This window comes from Rhodopseudomonas sp. BR0G17 (assembly GCF_010907025.1).
GTDB classification, from domain to species: Bacteria; Pseudomonadota; Alphaproteobacteria; order Rhizobiales; family Xanthobacteraceae; genus Rhodopseudomonas; species Rhodopseudomonas palustris_H.
This window is the reverse complement of sequence record NZ_QUML01000024.1, coordinates 16083-35279: the sequence shown is the minus strand read 5'-3', so window position 1 is coordinate 35279 and position 19197 is coordinate 16083. Positions and strand designations below refer to the sequence as shown.

Here is a 19197-nt window from a genome sequence, read left to right as displayed (position 1 = left end):
GCGGAGTTGGCGCTATTCGGCCAGCCAAAGATCATGCCAGGTCGACGACGCCCAGCGTGGCGTATTGGAGTGATTGCGCGCCTTCGCGGTGATCACGGTGACGAACAATTGCTCAATTGGCATCCAGATGGGCAGCTCGGTATTGGCGCGGGTGACGAAGTCGGCATACAGCGCCTTGCGCTTGGCGGGATCGACTTCGGTCGCGGCGTCGTCGATGATCTTGTCGATCGTCGGGTCTTCCCAGCCCCATTGGTTGGTCCAGGGCGCGCCCTTCGGCTGACCGGAGCGATACCACACCGTGGTCGAGACCGCGGGATCGTTGCGATACTGGTGCCAGCCGGTGGCGAGATCGAAGGCGTGCTCGTCATAGACCTGCTTGAGGAAGCCGCCGCCGTCGTTGCGCACCACTTCGACCTGGATGCCGACCTCGCCGAGCGACTGCTGGATGAAGGTCGCCCACAGCGAGATGTCCTCGCCCCACGGCGCGGGCAGCAGCCGCAGCGACAGCCGGTTGCCGCCGGCGCCGGGCTTCAGCCCGGCCTCGTCGAGCAGGGCAATCGCCTTCTGCTTGTCATAGGGATATTGCGGCGTGTTCGGGCCCGGATAAAAGTCCGTCGAGGTTGAAGGGATCGGGCCGGTGCCAAGCTTGGCGAAGTCGCCGAGGAAGTTCTCGATGAAGAACGGGACGTTGATGGCGTGCGCGATGGCGCGGCGGACGCGGATGTCCGACAGCTCCTTGCGGCGGAAGTTGAATTCGATGGTGTTGGTGCGGGCGTTGCCTTCGTTGCCCTTGGTGGAGACGACGAAGCGCTTGTCCTTGCCGAGCCGAGCCATGTCGGAAATCGTCAGACCAGAGAACGGGCTGAGCTGCAGTCCGCCGGCTTCGAGCTGCGCCGCGGCCGCGGCGCGGTCGGTGATCACCTTCCAGACGATGCGGTCGAGATAGGGGGCGTTTGGCCGCCAGTAATTGTCGTTACGGTCGGCGATGATGTACTGGCCACGCTCGTATTTGTTGAACTTGAACGGGCCGGTGCCGACCGGCGCTAGGTTGGCCGGATTCTGGCGGATGTCGCCGGTCTCGTAGATGTGCTTGGCCGAGACGTAGCCGAGATCCGGCAGCGCGCGCAGCAGCAGGTTGAGCGGCATCGGCCGCTCGTAACGGAAGATCGCGGTTTGCGGATCGGGCGTGTCGACCGCGGTGAGGAACAGCTGCAGGGTCGATCCGTAGTTGAGGATCTTCTTCCACATGTTCATCGCCGTGAAGGCGACGTCCTCGGAGGTGAACGGCTTGCCGTCGTGCCAGGTCACGCCCTTGCGCAGCTTGAAGGTGATGGTCTTGCCGTCGGGCGTGGATTCCCAGCTTTCCGCCAACACACCGACCGGGTTGCCGGCCGCGTCGAGGTCGACCAGCGGTTCCTGGATCTTGCCGCCGATGATGTAGACGCCGGTCGAGGCCTGCAGGCTCGGATTGAGCTGTCGCTGTTCGGCGCCATAATGGACGTTGAACACGCCACCTTTGCGCGGCGTCTCCTGGGCGAAGGCGCGCATCGGGTTGATCACATTGGCGGCGATCGCGGCCGACGTCAGTAGCGCAGTGCGGCGGCTAATCTCGATCCGCGAGAGGGGCATCGCTTCTCCTGGAATGCTTGTGATTGCGGTGCAAAACGGCTGGCGGTCCGGGACGATACTTTGTGAGACACATTCAAACCATGCTGATTTTTCCGCTCTCTGGGTGATTTCGTTCCATCGATTGCGGCCGCCGCAGGTTTATTCTTTCATTGATTACGGAAATGCGCTGCTCATAAAGGCAGCGCGCGCTCCACCAGCTTAGACCAGTAGGCGATGCCATAAGGAATCGCAGCATCGGCAAAATCGTAGCTCGGGTGATGCAGCCCGGCGCTGTCACCATTGCCGAGAAAGATCAGCGCGCCTGGGCGCTGTTCGAGCATGTAGGAAAAGTCCTCGGCGCCCATCATCGGGGCAAGATCGCGATCGACCTGGTCGTTGCCGGTGATGGCAGCGGCCGTATCCGCTGCAAAAGCGGTCTGTTCAGCGTGGTTGCAGGTCACCGGATAGCCGCGCTCGTAAGTGACCCGGGCCGTCGCCCCATGAGCCTGGGCAATCAGCGTTGAGAGCTCCGCGATGCGGGCCTCCAGCCGGTCACGAACCTTGCCATCAAGCGCGCGTGCGGTGCCGATCAGATTGGCCTTCTGCGGGATGACGTTGAATGCGGAGCCGGCATGGAAGTTGGTGATCGAAACGACCGCGGAAGCGAGCGGGTCAAGCGTTCGAGATACGATCGTTTGCAGCGCGGTGACAATCTGCGCCCCGACCACAACCGGATCGATCGAATACTGCGGCCGTGCGGCGTGACCTCCGATGCCCTCGATCTCGATTTCAATGCGGTCGGTCGATGCCATGACCGCGCCCGCGCGGGTGGCGAACTGTCCGATCGGAAGGCCGGGTTTGTTGTGCATGCCATAGACCTCGTCGATCGGGAAACGGCTGAAAAGACCGTCCTCGATCATCGCCTTGGCGCCGGCGCCGCCTTCCTCGGCCGGCTGGAAGATGAATGCCACCGAGCCGTTGAAGTCTCGCGTGGCGGCCAGATGCTTGGCTGCGCCGAGCAACATTGCGGTGTGACCATCATGGCCGCAAGCGTGCATCCTGCCAGGCGTCTGCGATGCGTAAGCGACGCCGGTGTCTTCCTCGATTGGAAGCGCGTCCATGTCGGCGCGGAGGCCAATAGCGCGATTGGCGCTACGACCCCGACCATGTACCAGGCCGACAACGCCGGTTCGCCCCAGCCCCGTCACCACCTCGTCGCAGCCGAACTGACGCAGTAGATCGGCGACCAAAGCCGAGGTGCGGTCGAGGTCGTACATGAGTTCCGGATGAGCGTGGATGTCTCGGCGCCAGACGATCGCTTCATCCGCGATGGTGGTGATGCGGGGATCGATGGTCATGCTGTGATGATCTCCATTGAGCGGACGAGTCAGCCGATGAATTCGAGCGGCGCGCCGTGCGACAGCGTGATGTCGAGCGTCGTCGGAGGAGCACCTTTCAGCCCGATCGCGAACGGGCTTTCGCCGCGTGACTCAAGGTGCGCGGCGACACGCTGACCGGCCGGACCTTCGGCCGTGGGGGTGATGAGGGTGATGGTGCTGCGATCCGCGGGAAGATGCGCGATCCGGACGCCCAGTCCAGGCAACGCATGGACGTCGGCAGCAGGCTCTCCAAACAGCGCCGCGTACCGACCGACACTCCGGTCCATGTCCGTGACCGCAACAACCACATTACCAATGCCCAGAGCACCATTGGGGTGCTGCCGCACGGCGCCCTCCGGAACGCGCAAGGCCCGCGGCGTGACGTCGCCGCAGAAGAATGGGGTGTCGCTCTGCTTCGAGCGTGCGGTCTTCCAAATCAGCCGCTCTCCATCGGGACGCTCTCGTCCGCCGTCTTCCGGATTCTCGAAGTCCAGACCGCGAGACTGCGCCGCTGCGACGTCCGCATCGATATTGCGCGGCAGCAGTGCGTAGTCGACGAGGCCCGGGCCGGAGCGGTCGAGCACCTGCCACCAGCGGAAGTCGGGTGCGGGACGGTCGAAGGCAATCAATTCGAAATACGAACCATCGCCGAACACAACCAATGCGTTGCGCGAACCCCGTCCAGGATGCTCGCCGCCGGCCTCCACGGTGAAGCCGAGGCTGCGATAGTCGGCAATGGCCTGGTCGAGATTGGCGACGGCGACGACAACGTGATCAATCTGAAATCCCATTTCAGTCCCTCTTTAGGCATGCCCGTGCACAATAGCTCAGATATCTCTCACCATGTTCAATTGTTTGCCAGCGCATCCCTTGGATGCCTGTCACTTGTAGCAATAGTGGTGTGCCGGAAGTTCGTTGAATAGTGTGCTTCACACACGCCGAAGCTGCGATCTTGCCTGGGGTGTCGGAGATTGACTGGGGTCGGATCCAGTGATGCCCGTGGTGCCAATCTCTGTCGCAGGACCAATCCGCGTCCGCATCAGCTGCAATTGGGCGGTGGCGCTATTGCTGCACCGAGACGGGGGGGCTTGTCGGTGATAGCGGTTGTCTTCACCCGGGGCTCGATCAACTTCGTCGCAGAGACCGCAATCCCCGTTGCTCCGCAGTTCGTCGAATTATGATCGACAGGGCATCTGCGCGAGCCAGACGTCGCGACTTGGCAGTTCCTGCCTCAGGTTAACGGCTGTCCTTATGAGATGACTTAGCCATCCGAAGAATGAGACTCTCCAGAAAGCTGAATGAAGGCATCCGCTGGTGCCGGTGTCCAAATATGTCGCCCAAGCGACCATCGACGGCTTTACACTGGAATTTCGCATTATATCGCGCGACGGCGCGCAAATCGGTAAGGCTGGCGGAAGGGGGGGGATTCGAACCACGGTACCCTTGCGGGCACGCCGGTTTTCAAGACCGATGTTAATCATTGATGAAGTTGTATTTTTTTGGCGGTTCTTCGTATTTGTTGCTGTATTGTTGCAGATTGGGACGAAAAACGCCATGTCCAGCCTGATAAAGCGCGGTAAGAAGTGGACCGCGACCGCGCGCCTTCCGGACACTTTCCAAGGACCGGCGGCATCGAAATCCTTCAGTCAAACGTTCAAGAAAAAGGATGACGCCAAGCTGTGGTTGCGGGCAACAGAGTCCGCGATGAAGCTTGGCAATTGGCGTGATCCTCGCCTCGAACCCAAAGCCTATGGACCACTCGGATGGCCGGAAAAGCGGTTTGCGGAGGCGCTTGACGATTACCGATTGAAGGTGACGCCTGAAAAGAAAGGATCGTCACAGGAAGCTGCAATGCTCCAGATGCTCGCGCGGGAAGATTTCGCAAAAAAACGCATCCGGGATCTGGCCGTTTCGGACTTTGCGGACTTCCGTGACGCCCGCGAGAAGGACGGGAAATCGGCATCGACGATAAGGAACAACCTCAACACGATCTCGGCCGTGTATGAATGGCTCATCCATGAAAAGGCCGTTGATATCACGAACCCGATTGCCTCGCTTCGGAAGCGTCGGCGTGGCGTGCCGCAGCCATCCGGACATCGGGAAAGACGGCTCCGCGAAGGCGAGGAAACGGCGATTACTGAGGCCATTGACGGCCTCGACAAAGAGATGACGTCGCGTCAATGGAAGGCCCTGTTTCCGCTCCTTTTAGATACCGGAATGCGTCTCGGGGAAGCGATGTCGATCCAGTGCGCATGGATTCGACGGGAGCGTGGGTTCGTCGTCATTCCGGACTCAAAAAACGACACCGCACGCCACGTTGCGATTTCTGATCGCGCCTACGCCGGTCTGCTCGCACTGACGGAGGGCGAACCCGATGACACCAAGGTTTTCAGGTTCTCGTCATGGGTTGCTGAAAATGCTTGGCGTAACGAAATCAGGGTAGCCGCGAAATGCCCGGATTTGAGAATCCATGATCTTCGTCACGAAGCCTTATCGAGAATGGCAGCGCGTGGAGCCGATTTGAAAACCTTGATGCGACAAAGCGGACACAAGACCGTAGCCGTCCTCATGCGATACCTGAATCCGACTCCTGCCGAACAGCGGGCGAAGTTATTCCCCGCCGACGTCGTTACTTACGCCAAAGAAACCGAGGCCGGGGTTGACGCCTGATCCGCGCGCATAAGCTTGTGCCCCGTCCCGTCCCCGCAGGGGCGGGACCGCGACCGATAGGTCGGCGGAGGGGACAAGCGCGCGGATCAGGCGTCACCGCCGCGTCGGGGCCCCAGTTCTATGCGGGAAGACGGTGGGTGCCGCAGGCGCCCAGGTGCGGGACCCGCGGCCCGCACCGTGCCGTCTGGAGCATCGAACTGGGGAGAGCGGCGGGGAACCCCGGGCGACCCCGTTCCAGCAATCTCTTGTTCCGGAATGATTAGGAATGAAGTCTCTCAGGCCGTGCCGGCGAGACTATTTTCCTCCCTTCCGGGAGTATTGACGGTAGTTCCATAATACCGTTTTGGCTTATTGGCCGAAGTGTCCCAAAATAGACAGGTTTGCGCGGTGGTTTTTGGCCTTCATCGGGTCGGCGTGGATGATTGCCCACGGGGAAAAAGCCCCACTCAGATCAACGCGGGAGCATCGAGCGTTGGCCTTCGCCGCGCTTCTCGGGCCATCCGTCGAGCGGCCCCGGTGTCTCTGGAACGGGCGCAGCCGTTTCGGGTGTGACGGCTGCCATGATGCGGGCGCCGGATGCTCTCCAATCCCGCAGGCAACGCTTTGGAGCCTGTCTAACTGCGATCTCAAGGCGCCGCCAGTCTTCCGGATCGATCGTGAGAAAGAACACTTGCAGGGGCATGTCGTCGCGGACGTCTGCGCGATGGCCGAGAATGTCGCACCACTCTCGCCCCTCAACGCGGATGCGCTTGTGGTGTTCGTGACGTCGCGCTGTCATTTCGTCCGCCAGAATCCATGCGCCGAGATCCTCAGCATAGAAAGCCCATTCATGCCGTGGCGATCTTCCGGAAGCGCGGTCGATGACGTAACGCCTGAGAACATGCGGTGCGACCATGATCACATATCCAGTCCGTTTTCGTTGTCGCGATCGCGGTCGTTGTCGCGACGTCGCGGTTTCGGGGCAACGAACTTGCGGCCCGTGCGCCGTTCGTAGGTAGCGAGTTCATCCGCACCGAGTTGCCGAAAACGAGGAAGTGCTCCGGCGACATCGGCAACAGACTTGGTAGCAAGTTCTTTTCGTTGGTCATCGTCGAGATATGAACTGACGAAAGCTTGCAACGGCTCCGGCAGGCGGCCCATCGCGTCGTCGTCGCCTGCTGCGGCATCGCGAAGGTCGGCGGCATCTGCGATCGCGGACCGGACGGACGAAATCGTTCTGACGTTTTTCGCTGCTGCGTCTTGCTCCCGTTGCCATGCCGCCTGAATCTTTGCCGATGGCGCGCAATTGGCGACGTCGATTCCTTGGCGTTGTGCCGCGATCCAGATGCGATCCTGTTCCGCAGGCGTCCAACGACCGTCCAGGTACACGCCACCGCCCCAAGCCTCTTTGGCTTTCAGGAGAGTGACGGCAATCGCCTCGTCGGTGAGGCCGCCATGTATCTCAAGATGATCTCCGACGTCCTTGATGCGCGAATGTCCGGCATCGATCCAGCATCCATCGGATGCTGCAACGGCAACATAACCAAGCGCCGCCCACCACATCGTCAGCGATTTAACCTTGTCTTCGGACAGTTTTGTTACGTGCAAGGCTTCGGCATCCGCACCGACAGACACCGTCTTTGCGCGGTGTTCGACCTCGACGCCGAGAACGTTTGCAAGGGCCTGCGCGATAACGTTGGCGCGGCCGGTGTTGCCCCACGTTCTGATTGCTTTCCCTGATTTAGTATCGATTTCGATCCAGCCACCATCCCGAGTCATCACTCGTGCGGTCGAGCGGCCCGGGCCTGGCATCTTCACCATATGGATGTCGTTAGAGAAGGCTGACGCATCGAAGCCACGCGGCGCGATCTCGGCAAGCAACGTGGCTTTGTAATCTAGAGCTTTCGCGGGCTTCAGTGTTTTCATACGGGCCTCCATCAACGCATCAAGATCACTGTGATCCAACATGCTGCCGGCGGCCACCTTCGCGACGATCGGCGCGACGTCTGCGAAGCCAATGGAACGAAAAGACACGATGGCGGCCCGCTCTTTAAGACGTCGACGCGGCGTCCGGACATCACGGCCGCTGGCGACGGCTTTCGCCGCCATCCTCAATGCGTGGAAATCGCTTCCGCGGAGTCGGGCGGCGGCGACATTCTCTCGCAAACGCTTTTGATGTGAGCGAGGTCCTGATTTTGCTTCGCGAGGATTTCGATAATCGCGGTCAAGACTCCCTTGATCTCGTCGATCGGGCCCGGGCCTTCCGAATCGTCGTCGTCGATTAGCTTGAGCAGCGGCAACAGCTTCTCCGATGATTGACGGGCGCCGCGGGCTTCGAGATAGATCGCTTCCTTCGCGTTGCGGGGCTTTCTTACTACTTCTGTCATTTTCTTCCTCCTTCATCCGTGCGGCAACGGCCGCGCGTTTCTCTTTGACGATGCGGTCAAGGGCACCGACGTCGATGCCGTTTTTCGTAATGGCGAAAACGCTCGGCCGCTTTCCGGGATGAACCTCGTATCCGGATTGAGCGAGTGCAGCCCTGAATGCGGATGGACCGTCCGATGCCGCCCATGCGGCGCGGACGTCCGCTTGTGCGGCAGGAAGGTCCAGCCCCTGCCTGTCGGCCTTTGCGCGGGTTCGTGATGACATCGCAGACGTCGGTGGTGTCGGCGGCTTGGTCAGCATATCGGCCACGTCATCGCGGCCGATACGGCGCAATTCCTTCGCAACGGATGACGTCATGCGGGACGGCGTCAGCGGCTCGTTGAAATCGACTTCAAGGGTTCTGCCGGCGGCTTCCAGGCGCGCGAACGACATGGAATCGCGAAGGGCGCGACCATCGGGGCCGATGTGACCAACGACCAGGTGATAATGCTCATCGGCCACATCGTCGGAAGCGCGAGCCTTTTCACTGTGTTTCCAGAGGACGTATGCGTGATCCTCGGCACCCATGGCGGACAGGATGCGCTGGACGGCCTCGTCAACCTGTTCGTCGGTCAGGCGAATTCTTGGGGAAATCGAAATGTGATGGCAGGCAACAGTGGCGCGGGAAGCGTCCCGCATTGCCTGCATGTACTTCATGGCGTCGTCCGCGTTCGAAACGGGAACGCCATCGATCCGGATGACACGCGACGTCTGATTCAATTGCTTGGACAGATGAGCCAGCAGGTTTTTGACGTCGCGCTTGGTGCGGCCGTGCCTCGTCGTGGTCAGGATCATCCGGATGATCCTTTCAGCGCCAAGACGGCGGTTGTCAGCTTTTCAAGGTCTGCGCGCAGGCAACCCGCAGCGACAATAGCCGTTGCGTTTTTCGTGGAATTGGCAACGCGGGCGATCTGGTTGATGTTCGAGCCGATGCGACCGAGTTCACCAAGAACAGGACCGATGACGCCCGCGACGGCGTCGCGGCGTTTCCGGATGGCGGGTGGCGTTCGGCCTGCGGCGCGGAGGGTGGCGACACGGGCAAAACTTGACGGGCCAAGCCCCTGAGCGTCGGCCGCGGCGGCAACGGCTGCACGTTCGTCAGGGGTCAGCCTGATCGTCGTCGTCACCGTTTTTTGTCGCGTCTCCGATCCCATCGTCGCGTCTTCCTTCGGGGGTTCACGGGGGCTTTGCCCCCTGACCAGCGTTCGGTGCGGTAGCACCGGACATTGCTGGCTACCTCAAAAGCGTGCGGCGACCGGCGGAATGAAACAAGATGCTAACAAACGAGAAGAGGCCCGGCTATCGGGCCTCTGTGCATGCTCGTTGTTTGAGTTGGTGTAGAAATTCTGGGATCACCTCTTCCCAAATGAGGGAGATTTTCACGCCCTGGTCGAATGGCGCCTGCACCTCCCGGAGTCCGCCAGCTTAGTTTCCTCAAGGTCGCAAGTCGCATCCCAGACTGCTAGCACTGCTTGAAGTCGTACCTCAGAGTTCTTCCATCTGAGATGAGTCTACCCAGCGATCCGAGGACGAAGTACGCAAGGATTGTTAATCAGCCAATCCTCAATGGCGTCCTGGATCGCCTCTGCCAACGCCTCCCGCCTTGCGGGCGTCAGATTCAGGGCGCCTCGGCCATCCGTCAAAAAGTGTTCAGCGAGTTCTCCGCATTTCGGATCGTAATTTCTAGCCATCATTCTCCTCCTTCTAATCAGTGACCAAAGGCTCTTTTCATGCTTGCTTCAGCTGCTGCCACCGCAGCCGCGAGCGTGTCGACGGAGCCGTAGTCCGCGCCGCGGCGCCCTTCAGCCTCCCACAGCCACCGATCGCCTTCGCGTACAACGGAGGCGGACTTCAATCGTGCGCCTGTGAAGAGTTCGGCGTATCCACAGACCACCCGTGTGTCTCCTAGATAGGTCTCAATGCGGCCGCCATTCTTGTCGGGCTCGTCAATGAAGAAATGCCAAGTCATATTTACGAACTCGTCGAATCCAGGAAATGGGACAACAACGTTGCTCATCGTACTCATCGATAACTCCTCCTCCTTTGATGAGGCGACGAATAAGCGCCTTTTCGTTGCTAGGTCAAAACTCACAAAGTCACTGTGCCCCAGGCCTTGGTAAGGATTCGAAGGATTCGATCCTTGCGATTTTTTTTTACGAATGCGTCGCGAATCCTTGTCGCGAAAGGATTCGACTAGACATCCGCGGCGAGATGCCGCGGTCATGCTGCGCGTAGCCGAGTGCAGCTCTCGCCGTAATGCCCGCTCATGCGCGCGATTTCAGCGACGACGTCTGACGGCGTCGGCAGTGCGGCCTCCGGATGACCTTCTCCACGCATGGAGCCGACATATCGTTCTATGACCTCGCTGATCTTGCCGACAGCCGGTGCGCGGCGGATGCGATGGGCGACGTTGCGAGTCAGCATGGTCCTAGTGGCCGCATCGCACTGAGCAGCGAGATCGTGTGACAATGGCGTGCGGAGTTCGTCGTGCTTGATAGGATCGCGCCGCAGGAATTCGTCGTCGCCCGGCTTGTCTTCCTTCCCGGCGTCCAGCGCCCATGCCTCTACTTCCTCCCATCCGTAACCGTCTTCGGTATCGACATCGGCTTCGATTTTGGACAGGAACGTGCCCGCAAGAGCCCGGCGGACCAGACGATTCCAAGTAGGCGCCGGAATGGTACCGAGCTGGTCCTGTTCCAACATCTGCTGGACACCACCTTCCTCGTCGTCGGCGGACGGTTCAATGCCGAGCTTCCTTGCTAGGCTGGCGGAGATCACGCCGAGGCGGGTGCCGGGCATGGCGGCGGCATACTCCTGCCAAAGCGCCTTACAGCGCTTCGGAGATACCCGCTCAAGGCCGGGAACGTCGATGTAGCTGCCGTCAGCCGTCTTCATGGTGGCGCGCGCCGCCAACGCGAACGGGTGGACGCTGGTGGAGACCAGCTTGCGCCCCTTCTTCACCCAGCCGTGGGCGAGTTCAGCGGCGACTTTGCCGCAGTAATTTGCAGCATTCTGCGCGTCGCGACATTCTTCAGCGTCCTGCGCGGACCACGTCCCGGATAGACCGTGATCCGGGAGGCGATCGAGAAAACGACCGATCAGCAATTCGCAGGCGTTGCGAGCACGATCAGCATCGCAGTGATCGAAAAATACAAGAGTATGACCATGAAGACCCCAGCCGGTGACAGGACTCCACGGCGCTTCAACGACGTTCGTAAGGCCGAGGATTCCGGCCGCCGCCGCGGGTTTGGTCCATCCCGCGCCCTGGCGAGACTCACGCCATGCTGCCTGGAATCCTTTTTTCATTTCTGCCAAGGGTTGATCGCGGACTCGTCGAACGGTCGGCGTGATGAACCAGATCGAACCGCCGTTTTCGATACACGCCTGCGTCGCAGCCGTGAGACGGTCTTGAATCTCAAAGGCGCGGCGCGGCGCGCACGTTGGGCAAAGCCAAGCACTATCGCATCTATAAACGCCGCTGACGTAAGCCCGCCCATTTTCATTTAGATGTACTGCAACGTCGTCCACGTTATGACCGCTAAGGCCGCATCCGCAAACCGCCGGTCCGCGTGTCCCATCGTTCGGACGTAGGAGCGATGCGATCGCGTGACGTAGATCGTATCGGCCCTTCGTCGTCGTCAATGGACTATCATCATCAACCCCAATAAATGCAGACGAGTCATCAGGTTTGTTGTCGTTAACGACCTCATTTGTTGTCTTTGAGAGAAACGTGTCACCTCTACTGACAAGCGACCGCCTTGCGGCGGTCGTCGTGGTATCGCCGTAGATGTCGAGTCTTTCAGCAGTGCGCACCGGCAACGCGAAAGAACGGCGGTTGGATACATCGATCGAGATGTCGCGATCAAAACCATCGCGCGCGATATCACCGCGTCGACGAGACCGATTGACAGATGCAGGATTGAAAGCGACCATTGAACTACCTCGGATGACCCCCGGCGAGTGCTTGCAGGCACGAAGACCCGGGGGTTAATCATTCAATGGTGAGGTGATTTCTCGCATGGCACAAACGCCCGCGACGATGCCGGTGCGCTTAACGCGCAAAACCGCCAGTGTTTCTATGGGAAATAAAAATTCCGGAGAGTAGATGCCGTCCGGACGACCCGCCGACAGTATATGATTATCGTCATATTGCGATGTCGGATTTCCCGGAATGAGGAAAAGGCAATAGATCCGGGCGTTTTCGTCATTCCGGAAACTTCGAACGCGGTTTCCTTCGCCTTGCTCCACGTCGATGCTCCGCGTGGCACGGTGCGGGCCACGGGTCCCGCACCTGGACGCCTGCGGCGTCCACCACGCTCCCGCATAGACATGGAGCCTCGCGGCTCAGTGACGGCCGGTCGGGCCGCTCGCCGCCGCCTACTGCGCAAGAGCGCAGCCGTCGAGCGCTGCGCGGCTCGACGGGCGGGACGAGCATAGGCGGCCCTCGCGACCGTCAACCGGCGTTCTGGTCTCACGACCCGATCGACGTTTTCGGGGAAGATACGGAAGGATGTCTAACCCTTCCGGAACGGACACGTTCGCAATCGTTGCGATTTCATCTCGGCCGCAGTGGCCGCGGGCATAGGTCCGCAGTCTGGACCAGCAACTTGCACCGAAATCGTAGTCTCACTGCCCGGGACTTCCGAGCGTGCCCTGCTGCTTCATGTCGCGTGTCTTGTTGGGATCGTCGATCGTTTGAATCGACTGGATATATTCTTCAATATACTCGGTCGGCAGGCCGTGTTCCCTAGCACCGTCGAGGACAAAGTCCTTGTACCAGCCGTAGGGTTTGAGGTTGTCATCGATGTATTCGGGGGAGGCGAGATAGGTAAGGACCTTTCGCCTGCGACCTTTCTCATTGATGACGGTGACGATCGCGTGCTCGTAGCCGCTGCCTACGCCTTCGACCTGATCTAGCTTGGCACGCTCGGCCGGATCGAAACTGAATAGGACCCCGATCACTCTGTTATCGTTGCCGCTGGCAAATGCGTTGCATTTCCCAGACTTGTCCCTGCTGCGTTTATGGAAACGAAGCGAATGACCGGGCAGCGTAGCAACACCGAGCGGCTCGCAGCTTGGCATGCGCTTGCGCAGCCGGGCGGTCGACATGTTAGAACCGTAGGCAAAATAGACGACCGGCTCCGGTGGTCCGGTTTCTGTCTTCTTTAGCGGCTCGATCGGCGGATCGCCCGGCCTAACGATCCCGCGCAGCGGCACTCTCATAATGCTATGCTCTTCGGACTTTCCGCCTTCGCGAGTGATAATGGGCTGTCCATCCTCAAGGTCGAGGATTGGGACGGGCCTGCCGGTCCATCCGCAATCAGCGCAGTGTGGTCGTTCCCAGAGTACGCCTGGCGCTGCAGTGTTTTCTGCGTGCTCTGGCTCGAGATGCGGCAGGCCGCAGTTCGGGCACTCCTCAGGTACACCGCGTAACGCGCGAATAATCAATCGAGCCGCCATCCCGACGGCAAGCTGGATCAATGCGTGCGCCATGTCAGCATCAAGCCAGGAGGCGGACTTTGAATGCGTCAGCCAGTTAGAAAACGTCCATGCGGACTCCAGCGCACTTTTAACGGCTCCGCGACGCTCTTTGTTAGTGTCACCCGGCAGAAGATCGTTGCAGATGATTTCCGTCCATGCGCGGAAGTTTGCACGCTGCGGCGGTTTGTCGGTCCACATTGCCGAGTCCTGCGCGACGCCGATCAGTTCGAGTAGCGCCTCTCGGCAGCGGACGCCAACAGCCTGATAATCAGAGAGGCTTTGAGCCTGTGTCAGGGCAGTGCCAGCTTCCTCCATCTTCTCGAAGACCCGACCGAACGGAAGGATGCGTAGATCATCCTCCCGTTGTTCTTCCGTGCGCGGGATTCGGATGATCAGGCCAATATGGAAGGTCAGGGCAAGGTCCATACTTGGGAATTGCTCCTGAGAGTAGAGGTTCGTGCCGCCGGTGATGACCCACCAGCGATCTTTGTTGGTGTGGATGTCCCATACGTCGTGGCGGGTGTTCCCCACGGACTCCGAGTAGACCTTCTGCATGAAGGTCACTTCGAGGTCGGGCGCTTGCCATTCAAAGTATTCTCGGACCTCCTCGATCTCCTCTTCGGTAGCTTTCAACATGATCGTCACACTGCGCTTGCAAAGGGGTAGCTAAAGTCTCAACAATAGACGATCTCGCAGAGCTTCCAAAATCTGGCAGGGCAGTGCGGGATGTCAGCTTTGGGTCCACAAGGCGATATCCCTGAAGTTGGGTCGCGCGTCCGCGTCGGCCTCGAAAGCGGGCGTCCCAGATGAGTAAGCGCGCTACATTAGCCCGATTTTTTCGAAGAATGCCTTGTTTCGAAGCTTGGCCGAATCCAGCACGTCCTTGAAGGACGATATCTCAATGAAGATGCTGAAGGCGTCGTCCCAGCGGTACCAAGTGCCAGATCCAACTTTCTGGTGAAACGGTCCCAATGCCTTCATGACAGTCCGGAGCGACGGCGTGACGTCGGCGATGATGTGGCAGACAAACGGGGTGGTGTCAGCGATCTGCCGCAGCGGAGTGCCATCGTATTTGATGGCCTCGCCGGACTTCCGCATATCCTCGACGTATTTTCGTACCTGAGTGATTGGATTTTTCTCAAGGGTGTAATCATCCCTTTTGGGACGCTTGAACTCAATGATCGTGATCGGCTGCGACTGGTCGATATTCTGAAATCCGAGGCTGATGTCGAACACCGAGATATCGGGACGATCATTGGGGTTGGGAGGGTTGGCGATTTGCGCCTTCATTTGCTTGTCGGAATTGAAATATGAGAAGAAGGCAAGACGGTCATCGACTATCCAGAGGTTGTGATCTTCATAATCAAGTTCCTCTGATGTCGATCTCAACGGGCACACGATGTCATGCACAACGTCTTCGTAGTCCGAAAGTTTGGCCTCGATGTCAGTGTATTTGAGGCTTTCCTCGAACACTTCCAGGATCATCTTGCGCTTCATGACGTACTCGGCCAGCGAGGAGACCGACTCACTCTGAAGTCCGGCCACATATTCTTGTGCCTTGGCCGTGATATCCGGCAATTTCTTCTTAACGGACGTCAGGAATGCATTTTTGCGCCGTTTGTATTGCCGAAGCGATTGCCGTGACAATTCGACGAATACGTCCTCTTCCTTCTGCATGGAAAGATGGAGATTGTCTGCGAATTCCTTACTGTCACGCGCAACACTGAGAAATCGAGGATGTTCGACCCTCAAGGAGGCGACAACTTTTTCCTGCCGTTTCCGAATTTCGGTGATCTCCGGAGCCAAAAATTCCCTAGCTTTCACCTTGGCAGCGTTGACGATTAATTCGAGATCATCGTCGGAGAGCGAAAATTCAGTGCGGGTGTCATTGGCCGTATCGTTCAAAATCTCCGACTCAACGTAACTGAGATAAGCATACTTGCCGTCAATTGCTGTCATACCCAGCACGGCATCCAACTCGTAACGTCTAACCGCCCGACCGTTGGCGCCCAGATACAAGGCGTTCGTGCTCTTCTCATCATCTGAAATCGACTTGGGAAGAAGAAAGCAATGGCAGACAAACTCAAACTCCCCTTCCGAGAGAGTCAGTGGAAATCTGAAGTCTTGATCGCGTTCAGTGACCGACGTGAACTGATCGAAAAGATCAATGTTGTTATCGCCATCGACAATCTCGATTTTTGGCTGACTTATGTTCACGAAATAGCTGATGAAATGGGCGAGCACGCGGCTCGCGATCGTAGCGGCCTTTCTCGGGATCGATCTCGCGTAAGCGTCCTTATAGGGAAACAGATCGATGCTCGTTCCGATATGTTCGGCCGCCGCGCCAGTAGAGTACTCAAGGTTTCGGATGGGATCGTCGAGGCAGAAGTCGAAAGTCACGCGACTTACAGCCTCTGCGTCGGAGAAGATGCTTTCAATTCGAACAGAGTCGGCCACTTTCAACCATAGAAGCCGCCCGACACCTTTGCCGCCTATGGACGCCTTCTTTTGCGAGTCCATTTTGATGAAAGAATCGAGGTTTTGCTGATTGAATCCGATTCCGTTGTCGCTAACCGTGAACCCGATGCAGTCTCCGTCGCCAGATCGGATGACCGTAACACGTACATGCCCGGACGAAATTTGGTCGCGACCGAAGCGCTCCTCGATCGCCTGAATCGAGTTCATGATCGCTTCGAAGAGCGGAAATAGGGAGTTCTTCTGGTTGGGAGCCAAAGATATGTTGCTGATTCTTCCAGCCGGATCGTTCCGCCAGTTGGTACTGGTTCCGACAATTGCATCCATAAGTTACAGCCCCCACGTGAGTGCACGCAGTATATCGAATGACCGCACTGGGGCAATGCGAGCTCATCCCGGAGATGCGGTGCTTCAGGTCACCGATCTCGAACGCTGTTTCTTTCGCCTTCCCAAAAACGATCCTTCGCGGCTTTCGGCCGGGCCACGGGTCCCGGCCGTCATGCGCCGTTCTCGAATAGTTTTTGGGGCCGCGGCTTAGTGACTAGTCGTTCGTGCCGCTCGGCCAGCCGAAATGCGCGAGAGCGCAGCCACCGAGCCCGTTCGGGCTCGGCGCAGCGGTCGAGCTTAGGCGACGCCGGTCAACCGACGTTCTGATTCCCAGCGTTTCCGGGCATTTTCGCTTGCCGCGGCCTGAGAATTCGTGGGAGCCATCGGGTGCCGCCCTGCAACAAGAAAAGTTGTTGCAGCATTGTTGCAGGTTGAAACGCGCTTTCGCCGTATAGTTGTAAAACGGCGCTTCGCCCGTCAACAGATTTTGCAAAATACAATCAACGGTTTATGGCGGAAGGGGTGGGATTCGAACCCACGGTACCCGTGAGGGCACGCCGGTTTTCAAGACCGGTGCCTTAAACCACTCGGCCACCCTTCCGGACCGGGAGCCGTCGTCACGGCAAGGCGGGATCGAGGTCGCCGGCCAGCGGTTGCGACGGCGTCCGCTGCGCTTGTTTAGGGTGGATTGCCTGGCGGGGTCAACGGCTTGCCTGAACGCCTTTTGAAAGCCGACGGCAACGATCAGACCGGCGCTATGTCCGACTTTGGTTAAAGCGGTGCGCTCTGCGAGCAGTTCCGTACCGGTCCTGAGCGGTGCCGTGGATAAGGGCGGATTAGGGTTAATCAATTGGTCTCTTGCCGCGGGGCCGAGGTTTCCCCGGGAAGTGAGTTTGTTGGAATGCGTAAGCCCGACTTTGACGTTCGTCCGAACGCCGAGCCGATCGATCATCCGCTCAATCGTGCCCCTGTGGTTCACACCCGCGACCCTGAAGCGATGCGCGAGGCGATGCTGTCGGTCTATGGGGCGCGGGATTTTGTGGCGGAGGCGGAGGGGTTCGAGGGATTCGGCAGCTATGTTGGGCTAGAGGGCGTAGGGCTCGGCTTCTGCGCTTATGCGGCGCCGGCGGTGGCCGAGTTCGACGAGACGGACTTCGCCCGGGTGCAGATCGCGCTACGCGGCAGCAGCCGGACCTCGTCCGGCTCGTCCAGCGTCGATGTCGATCCCGAGCATTGGTGCGTATCGTCGGCCGGTACACCGTCACGGCTCGAATTCGGCCCCGACTACCAGCAGATGATCCTTCGGATCACCACTTCGACGCTGACAGCCACGCTGGAGGCGTTGCTCGGCGTCAAGCCACGCGGCAAGCTCACCTTCGCGCCGCATCTGTCCTGCGATGATCGTGGCGCGTCGGCACTGCGCGATCTCGCTCTGTATGTCGCCCGCCACGTCGATCCGGCTGCTCCGGCCATGCCGCCGTTCATGCTGCGGGAGATGCAGCAAGCGCTGGTGGTGTCGTTTCTGAGCGTGACCCGGCACAATTACAGCAGCCAGCTCGACCGCGACGCCCGGGATACTGCTCCCGATTACGTCCGCGTCGCTGAAGATTTCATCGAGGCGTCCTGGAATAGGGCGATCACCATCGTCGATCTGGCGGCGGTGACCAATGTCGGCGTCCGCAGCTTGTTCAAGGCCTTTCAGAAGCACCGCGGTTATTCGCCGATGGCGTTCGCCAAGGCGGTGCGGCTGAACAAGGCGCGCGAGATGCTGCTGTCGGGGGATCCGTCCCGCTCGGTCACCTCCGTGGCATTCGCCTGCGGCTTCACCAATCTCGGCCATTTCGCCAACGACTATCGCCGCCGCCACGGCGAGCTGCCCTCGGAAACGCTGGCACGTCGGCGCTGACCGGCGCTGCGGCCGCCGCTTGGGCTGCTCCGTCGAGTTGCGCATAGGCAGGTGGCGTCGTCTTCGCTAACCATGTGGCGTCAGGACGATCGGGGCGCGCCGCGGGCGGGCGCAGGAGCGGCAGAGCCGGCCAGGTGAGCGAAGACGGCAGCATCGGGCATTCCAGTAACCTCGTCGGGGTGCCGATGCGGTTTCTCACCGGCGTCGGCTTCAACGACGCGCCGGTGCCGCTTCACATCGCCGGCGTGCGCGAGATGAATCCCAGCCTGTTCGAGATGCTGGGGCAAGCACGCGACCTCGCCGAAGCCGGCGAGGCGTTCGCCTGTTACATGACGGCGCTGTTCGGGATCGACGCCGAGCAGCGCGTCCGCGGCCGCGACGGCCGCCGCCGTTTCCGTTCGTCCTACCTCGATCTGATCAAGGGCTGGGGCTTCGACAGCAACGGCGCCGAGGGCGCGGTGCTGAAGGGCTGGGTCGAAAGCCGGTTCGGGCTGTTTCCGACCTTTCACAAGGAGCCGATCCGGCGGATCGCCAGTCCGGTGTGGACCGTCTATGTCGAACAGAAGATGTCGAGCCGCTTCCACAACAACGCGATCTTCGTCCAGCTCGATCTTCTCTATGAATTCTGCCAGTGGGCTTTGACGCATTTCGCCGCCACCGGCAGCACTCATGTGACGCTGTATCGCGGCGTCAACGGCTTCGATGAGCATCAGATCGTCGAGCGGCTCGACAAGCGCCACTGCATCATCCGCCTTAACAACCTGACCTCGTTCACCTCCGACCGGGGTATCGCCGATTGCTTCGGCGACACCATCCTGACGGTGCGGGTGCCGGTGGCGAAGATCCTGTTCTTCAATCGGCTGTTGGCCGCCCATCCGCTGAAGGGTGAGGGTGAGTATCTGGTGATCGGCGGCGACTATCGCGTCACCGCGAGCTACTTCTGAAAGG

14 protein-coding genes and 1 tRNA gene are annotated in these 19197 nt (G+C 59.7%); 3 read left to right on the top strand and 12 right to left on the bottom strand.

The features are described from left to right. Window positions 1–12: 12 nt before the first annotated feature. From DY467_RS17725 to DY467_RS17715, 3 genes are all read right to left on the bottom strand, one after another. A complete protein-coding gene (locus DY467_RS17725) occupies window positions 13–1629 on the bottom strand; it encodes an ABC transporter substrate-binding protein (RefSeq protein WP_164637900.1) in 1617 nt (538 codons plus the stop codon). A 170-nt stretch (window positions 1630–1799) separates the two neighbouring features. Continuing rightward, window positions 1800–2966: a M20 aminoacylase family protein gene (locus DY467_RS17720; RefSeq protein WP_164637898.1), complete on the bottom strand. Its 1167-nt coding sequence runs from the start codon at window positions 2964–2966 to the stop codon at window positions 1800–1802. Between the two features lie 29 nt (window positions 2967–2995). Next, a complete protein-coding gene (locus DY467_RS17715; protein ID WP_164637896.1) occupies window positions 2996–3778 on the bottom strand; it encodes a VOC family protein in 783 nt (260 codons plus the stop codon). Window positions 3779–4301: 523 nt separating this feature from the next. Here DY467_RS17715 and DY467_RS17710 point away from each other — a divergent pair. Continuing rightward, a complete protein-coding gene (locus tag DY467_RS17710; protein WP_349627654.1) occupies window positions 4302–5657 on the top strand; it encodes a tyrosine-type recombinase/integrase in 1356 nt (451 codons plus the stop codon). A gap of 451 nt (window positions 5658–6108) precedes the next feature. Here DY467_RS17710 and DY467_RS17705 read toward each other — a convergent pair whose 3' ends face one another. The 9 genes from DY467_RS17705 to DY467_RS17665 form a co-directional block, all read right to left on the bottom strand. Next, a complete protein-coding gene (locus DY467_RS17705) occupies window positions 6109–6552 on the bottom strand; it encodes a hypothetical protein (RefSeq protein WP_205502498.1) in 444 nt (147 codons plus the stop codon). 2 nt (window positions 6553–6554) lie between these two features. Beyond that, window positions 6555–8855 (bottom strand): relaxase/mobilization nuclease domain-containing protein, encoded by a 2301-nt coding sequence (locus DY467_RS17700; RefSeq protein ID WP_164637894.1) that lies wholly within the window; start codon window positions 8853–8855, stop codon window positions 6555–6557. Next, window positions 8852–9214, bottom strand: coding sequence for a MobC family plasmid mobilization relaxosome protein (locus tag DY467_RS17695; protein ID WP_164637892.1), 363 nt, complete (start codon window positions 9212–9214; stop codon window positions 8852–8854). Before DY467_RS17695 ends, DY467_RS17700 begins: the two co-directional genes overlap by 4 nt. A 554-nt stretch (window positions 9215–9768) precedes the next feature. Continuing rightward, a complete protein-coding gene (locus DY467_RS17690; protein ID WP_164637890.1) occupies window positions 9769–10086 on the bottom strand; it encodes a hypothetical protein in 318 nt (105 codons plus the stop codon). 194 nt (window positions 10087–10280) lie between these two features. After that, the gene (locus DY467_RS17685; protein WP_164637888.1) at window positions 10281–11993 is read right to left on the bottom strand and encodes a hypothetical protein; all 1713 of its coding nucleotides are present in this window, start codon (window positions 11991–11993) and stop codon (window positions 10281–10283) included. Between the two features lie 54 nt (window positions 11994–12047). Further along, entirely contained in the window at window positions 12048–12308 is a 261-nt protein-coding gene (locus DY467_RS17680; RefSeq protein WP_164637886.1) for a hypothetical protein, read from the bottom strand. A gap of 378 nt (window positions 12309–12686) precedes the next feature. Then, complete coding sequence (locus tag DY467_RS17675; RefSeq protein WP_164637884.1) at window positions 12687–14177, bottom strand: gamma-glutamylcyclotransferase family protein; 1491 nt, start codon at window positions 14175–14177, stop codon at window positions 12687–12689. A 183-nt stretch (window positions 14178–14360) separates the two neighbouring features. Next, window positions 14361–16343, bottom strand: coding sequence for an ATP-binding protein (locus DY467_RS17670; protein ID WP_164637882.1), 1983 nt, complete (start codon window positions 16341–16343; stop codon window positions 14361–14363). 511 nt (window positions 16344–16854) lie between these two features. Next, window positions 16855–16944 (bottom strand) — tRNA-Ser (locus DY467_RS17665). 300 nt (window positions 16945–17244) lie between these two features. On the opposite strand from DY467_RS17665, the gene DY467_RS17660 reads away from it, so the two are divergent. Continuing rightward, entirely contained in the window at window positions 17245–18249 is a 1005-nt protein-coding gene (locus DY467_RS17660) for an AraC family transcriptional regulator (protein ID WP_164637880.1), read from the top strand. Window positions 18250–18434: 185 nt separating this feature from the next. Continuing rightward, a complete protein-coding gene (locus DY467_RS17655; RefSeq protein ID WP_205502504.1) occupies window positions 18435–19193 on the top strand; it encodes an NAD(+)--dinitrogen-reductase ADP-D-ribosyltransferase in 759 nt (252 codons plus the stop codon). Window positions 19194–19197: the final 4 nt, after the last annotated feature.

Excerpts from the sequence above, each read along its gene's own strand:
- DY467_RS17725 (WP_164637900.1), bottom strand. The coding sequence starts at position 1,629 with ATGCCCCTCTCGCGGATCGAGATTAGCCGCCGCACTGCGCTACTGACG.
- DY467_RS17720 (WP_164637898.1), bottom strand. The coding sequence starts at position 2,966 with ATGACCATCGATCCCCGCATCACCACCATCGCGGATGAAGCGATCGTC.
- DY467_RS17715 (WP_164637896.1), bottom strand. The coding sequence starts at position 3,778 with ATGGGATTTCAGATTGATCACGTTGTCGTCGCCGTCGCCAATCTCGAC.
- DY467_RS17705 (WP_205502498.1), bottom strand. The coding sequence starts at position 6,552 with ATGGTCGCACCGCATGTTCTCAGGCGTTACGTCATCGACCGCGCTTCC.
- DY467_RS17700 (WP_164637894.1), bottom strand. The coding sequence starts at position 8,855 with ATGATCCTGACCACGACGAGGCACGGCCGCACCAAGCGCGACGTCAAA.
- DY467_RS17695 (WP_164637892.1), bottom strand. The coding sequence starts at position 9,214 with ATGGGATCGGAGACGCGACAAAAAACGGTGACGACGACGATCAGGCTG.
- DY467_RS17690 (WP_164637890.1), bottom strand. The coding sequence starts at position 10,086 with ATGAGTACGATGAGCAACGTTGTTGTCCCATTTCCTGGATTCGACGAG.
- DY467_RS17685 (WP_164637888.1), bottom strand. The coding sequence starts at position 11,993 with ATGGTCGCTTTCAATCCTGCATCTGTCAATCGGTCTCGTCGACGCGGT.
- DY467_RS17675 (WP_164637884.1), bottom strand. The coding sequence starts at position 14,177 with ATGTTGAAAGCTACCGAAGAGGAGATCGAGGAGGTCCGAGAATACTTT.
- DY467_RS17670 (WP_164637882.1), bottom strand. The coding sequence starts at position 16,343 with ATGGATGCAATTGTCGGAACCAGTACCAACTGGCGGAACGATCCGGCT.
- DY467_RS17660 (WP_164637880.1), top strand. The coding sequence starts at position 17,245 with ATGCGTAAGCCCGACTTTGACGTTCGTCCGAACGCCGAGCCGATCGAT.
- DY467_RS17655 (WP_205502504.1), top strand. The coding sequence starts at position 18,435 with ATGCGGTTTCTCACCGGCGTCGGCTTCAACGACGCGCCGGTGCCGCTT.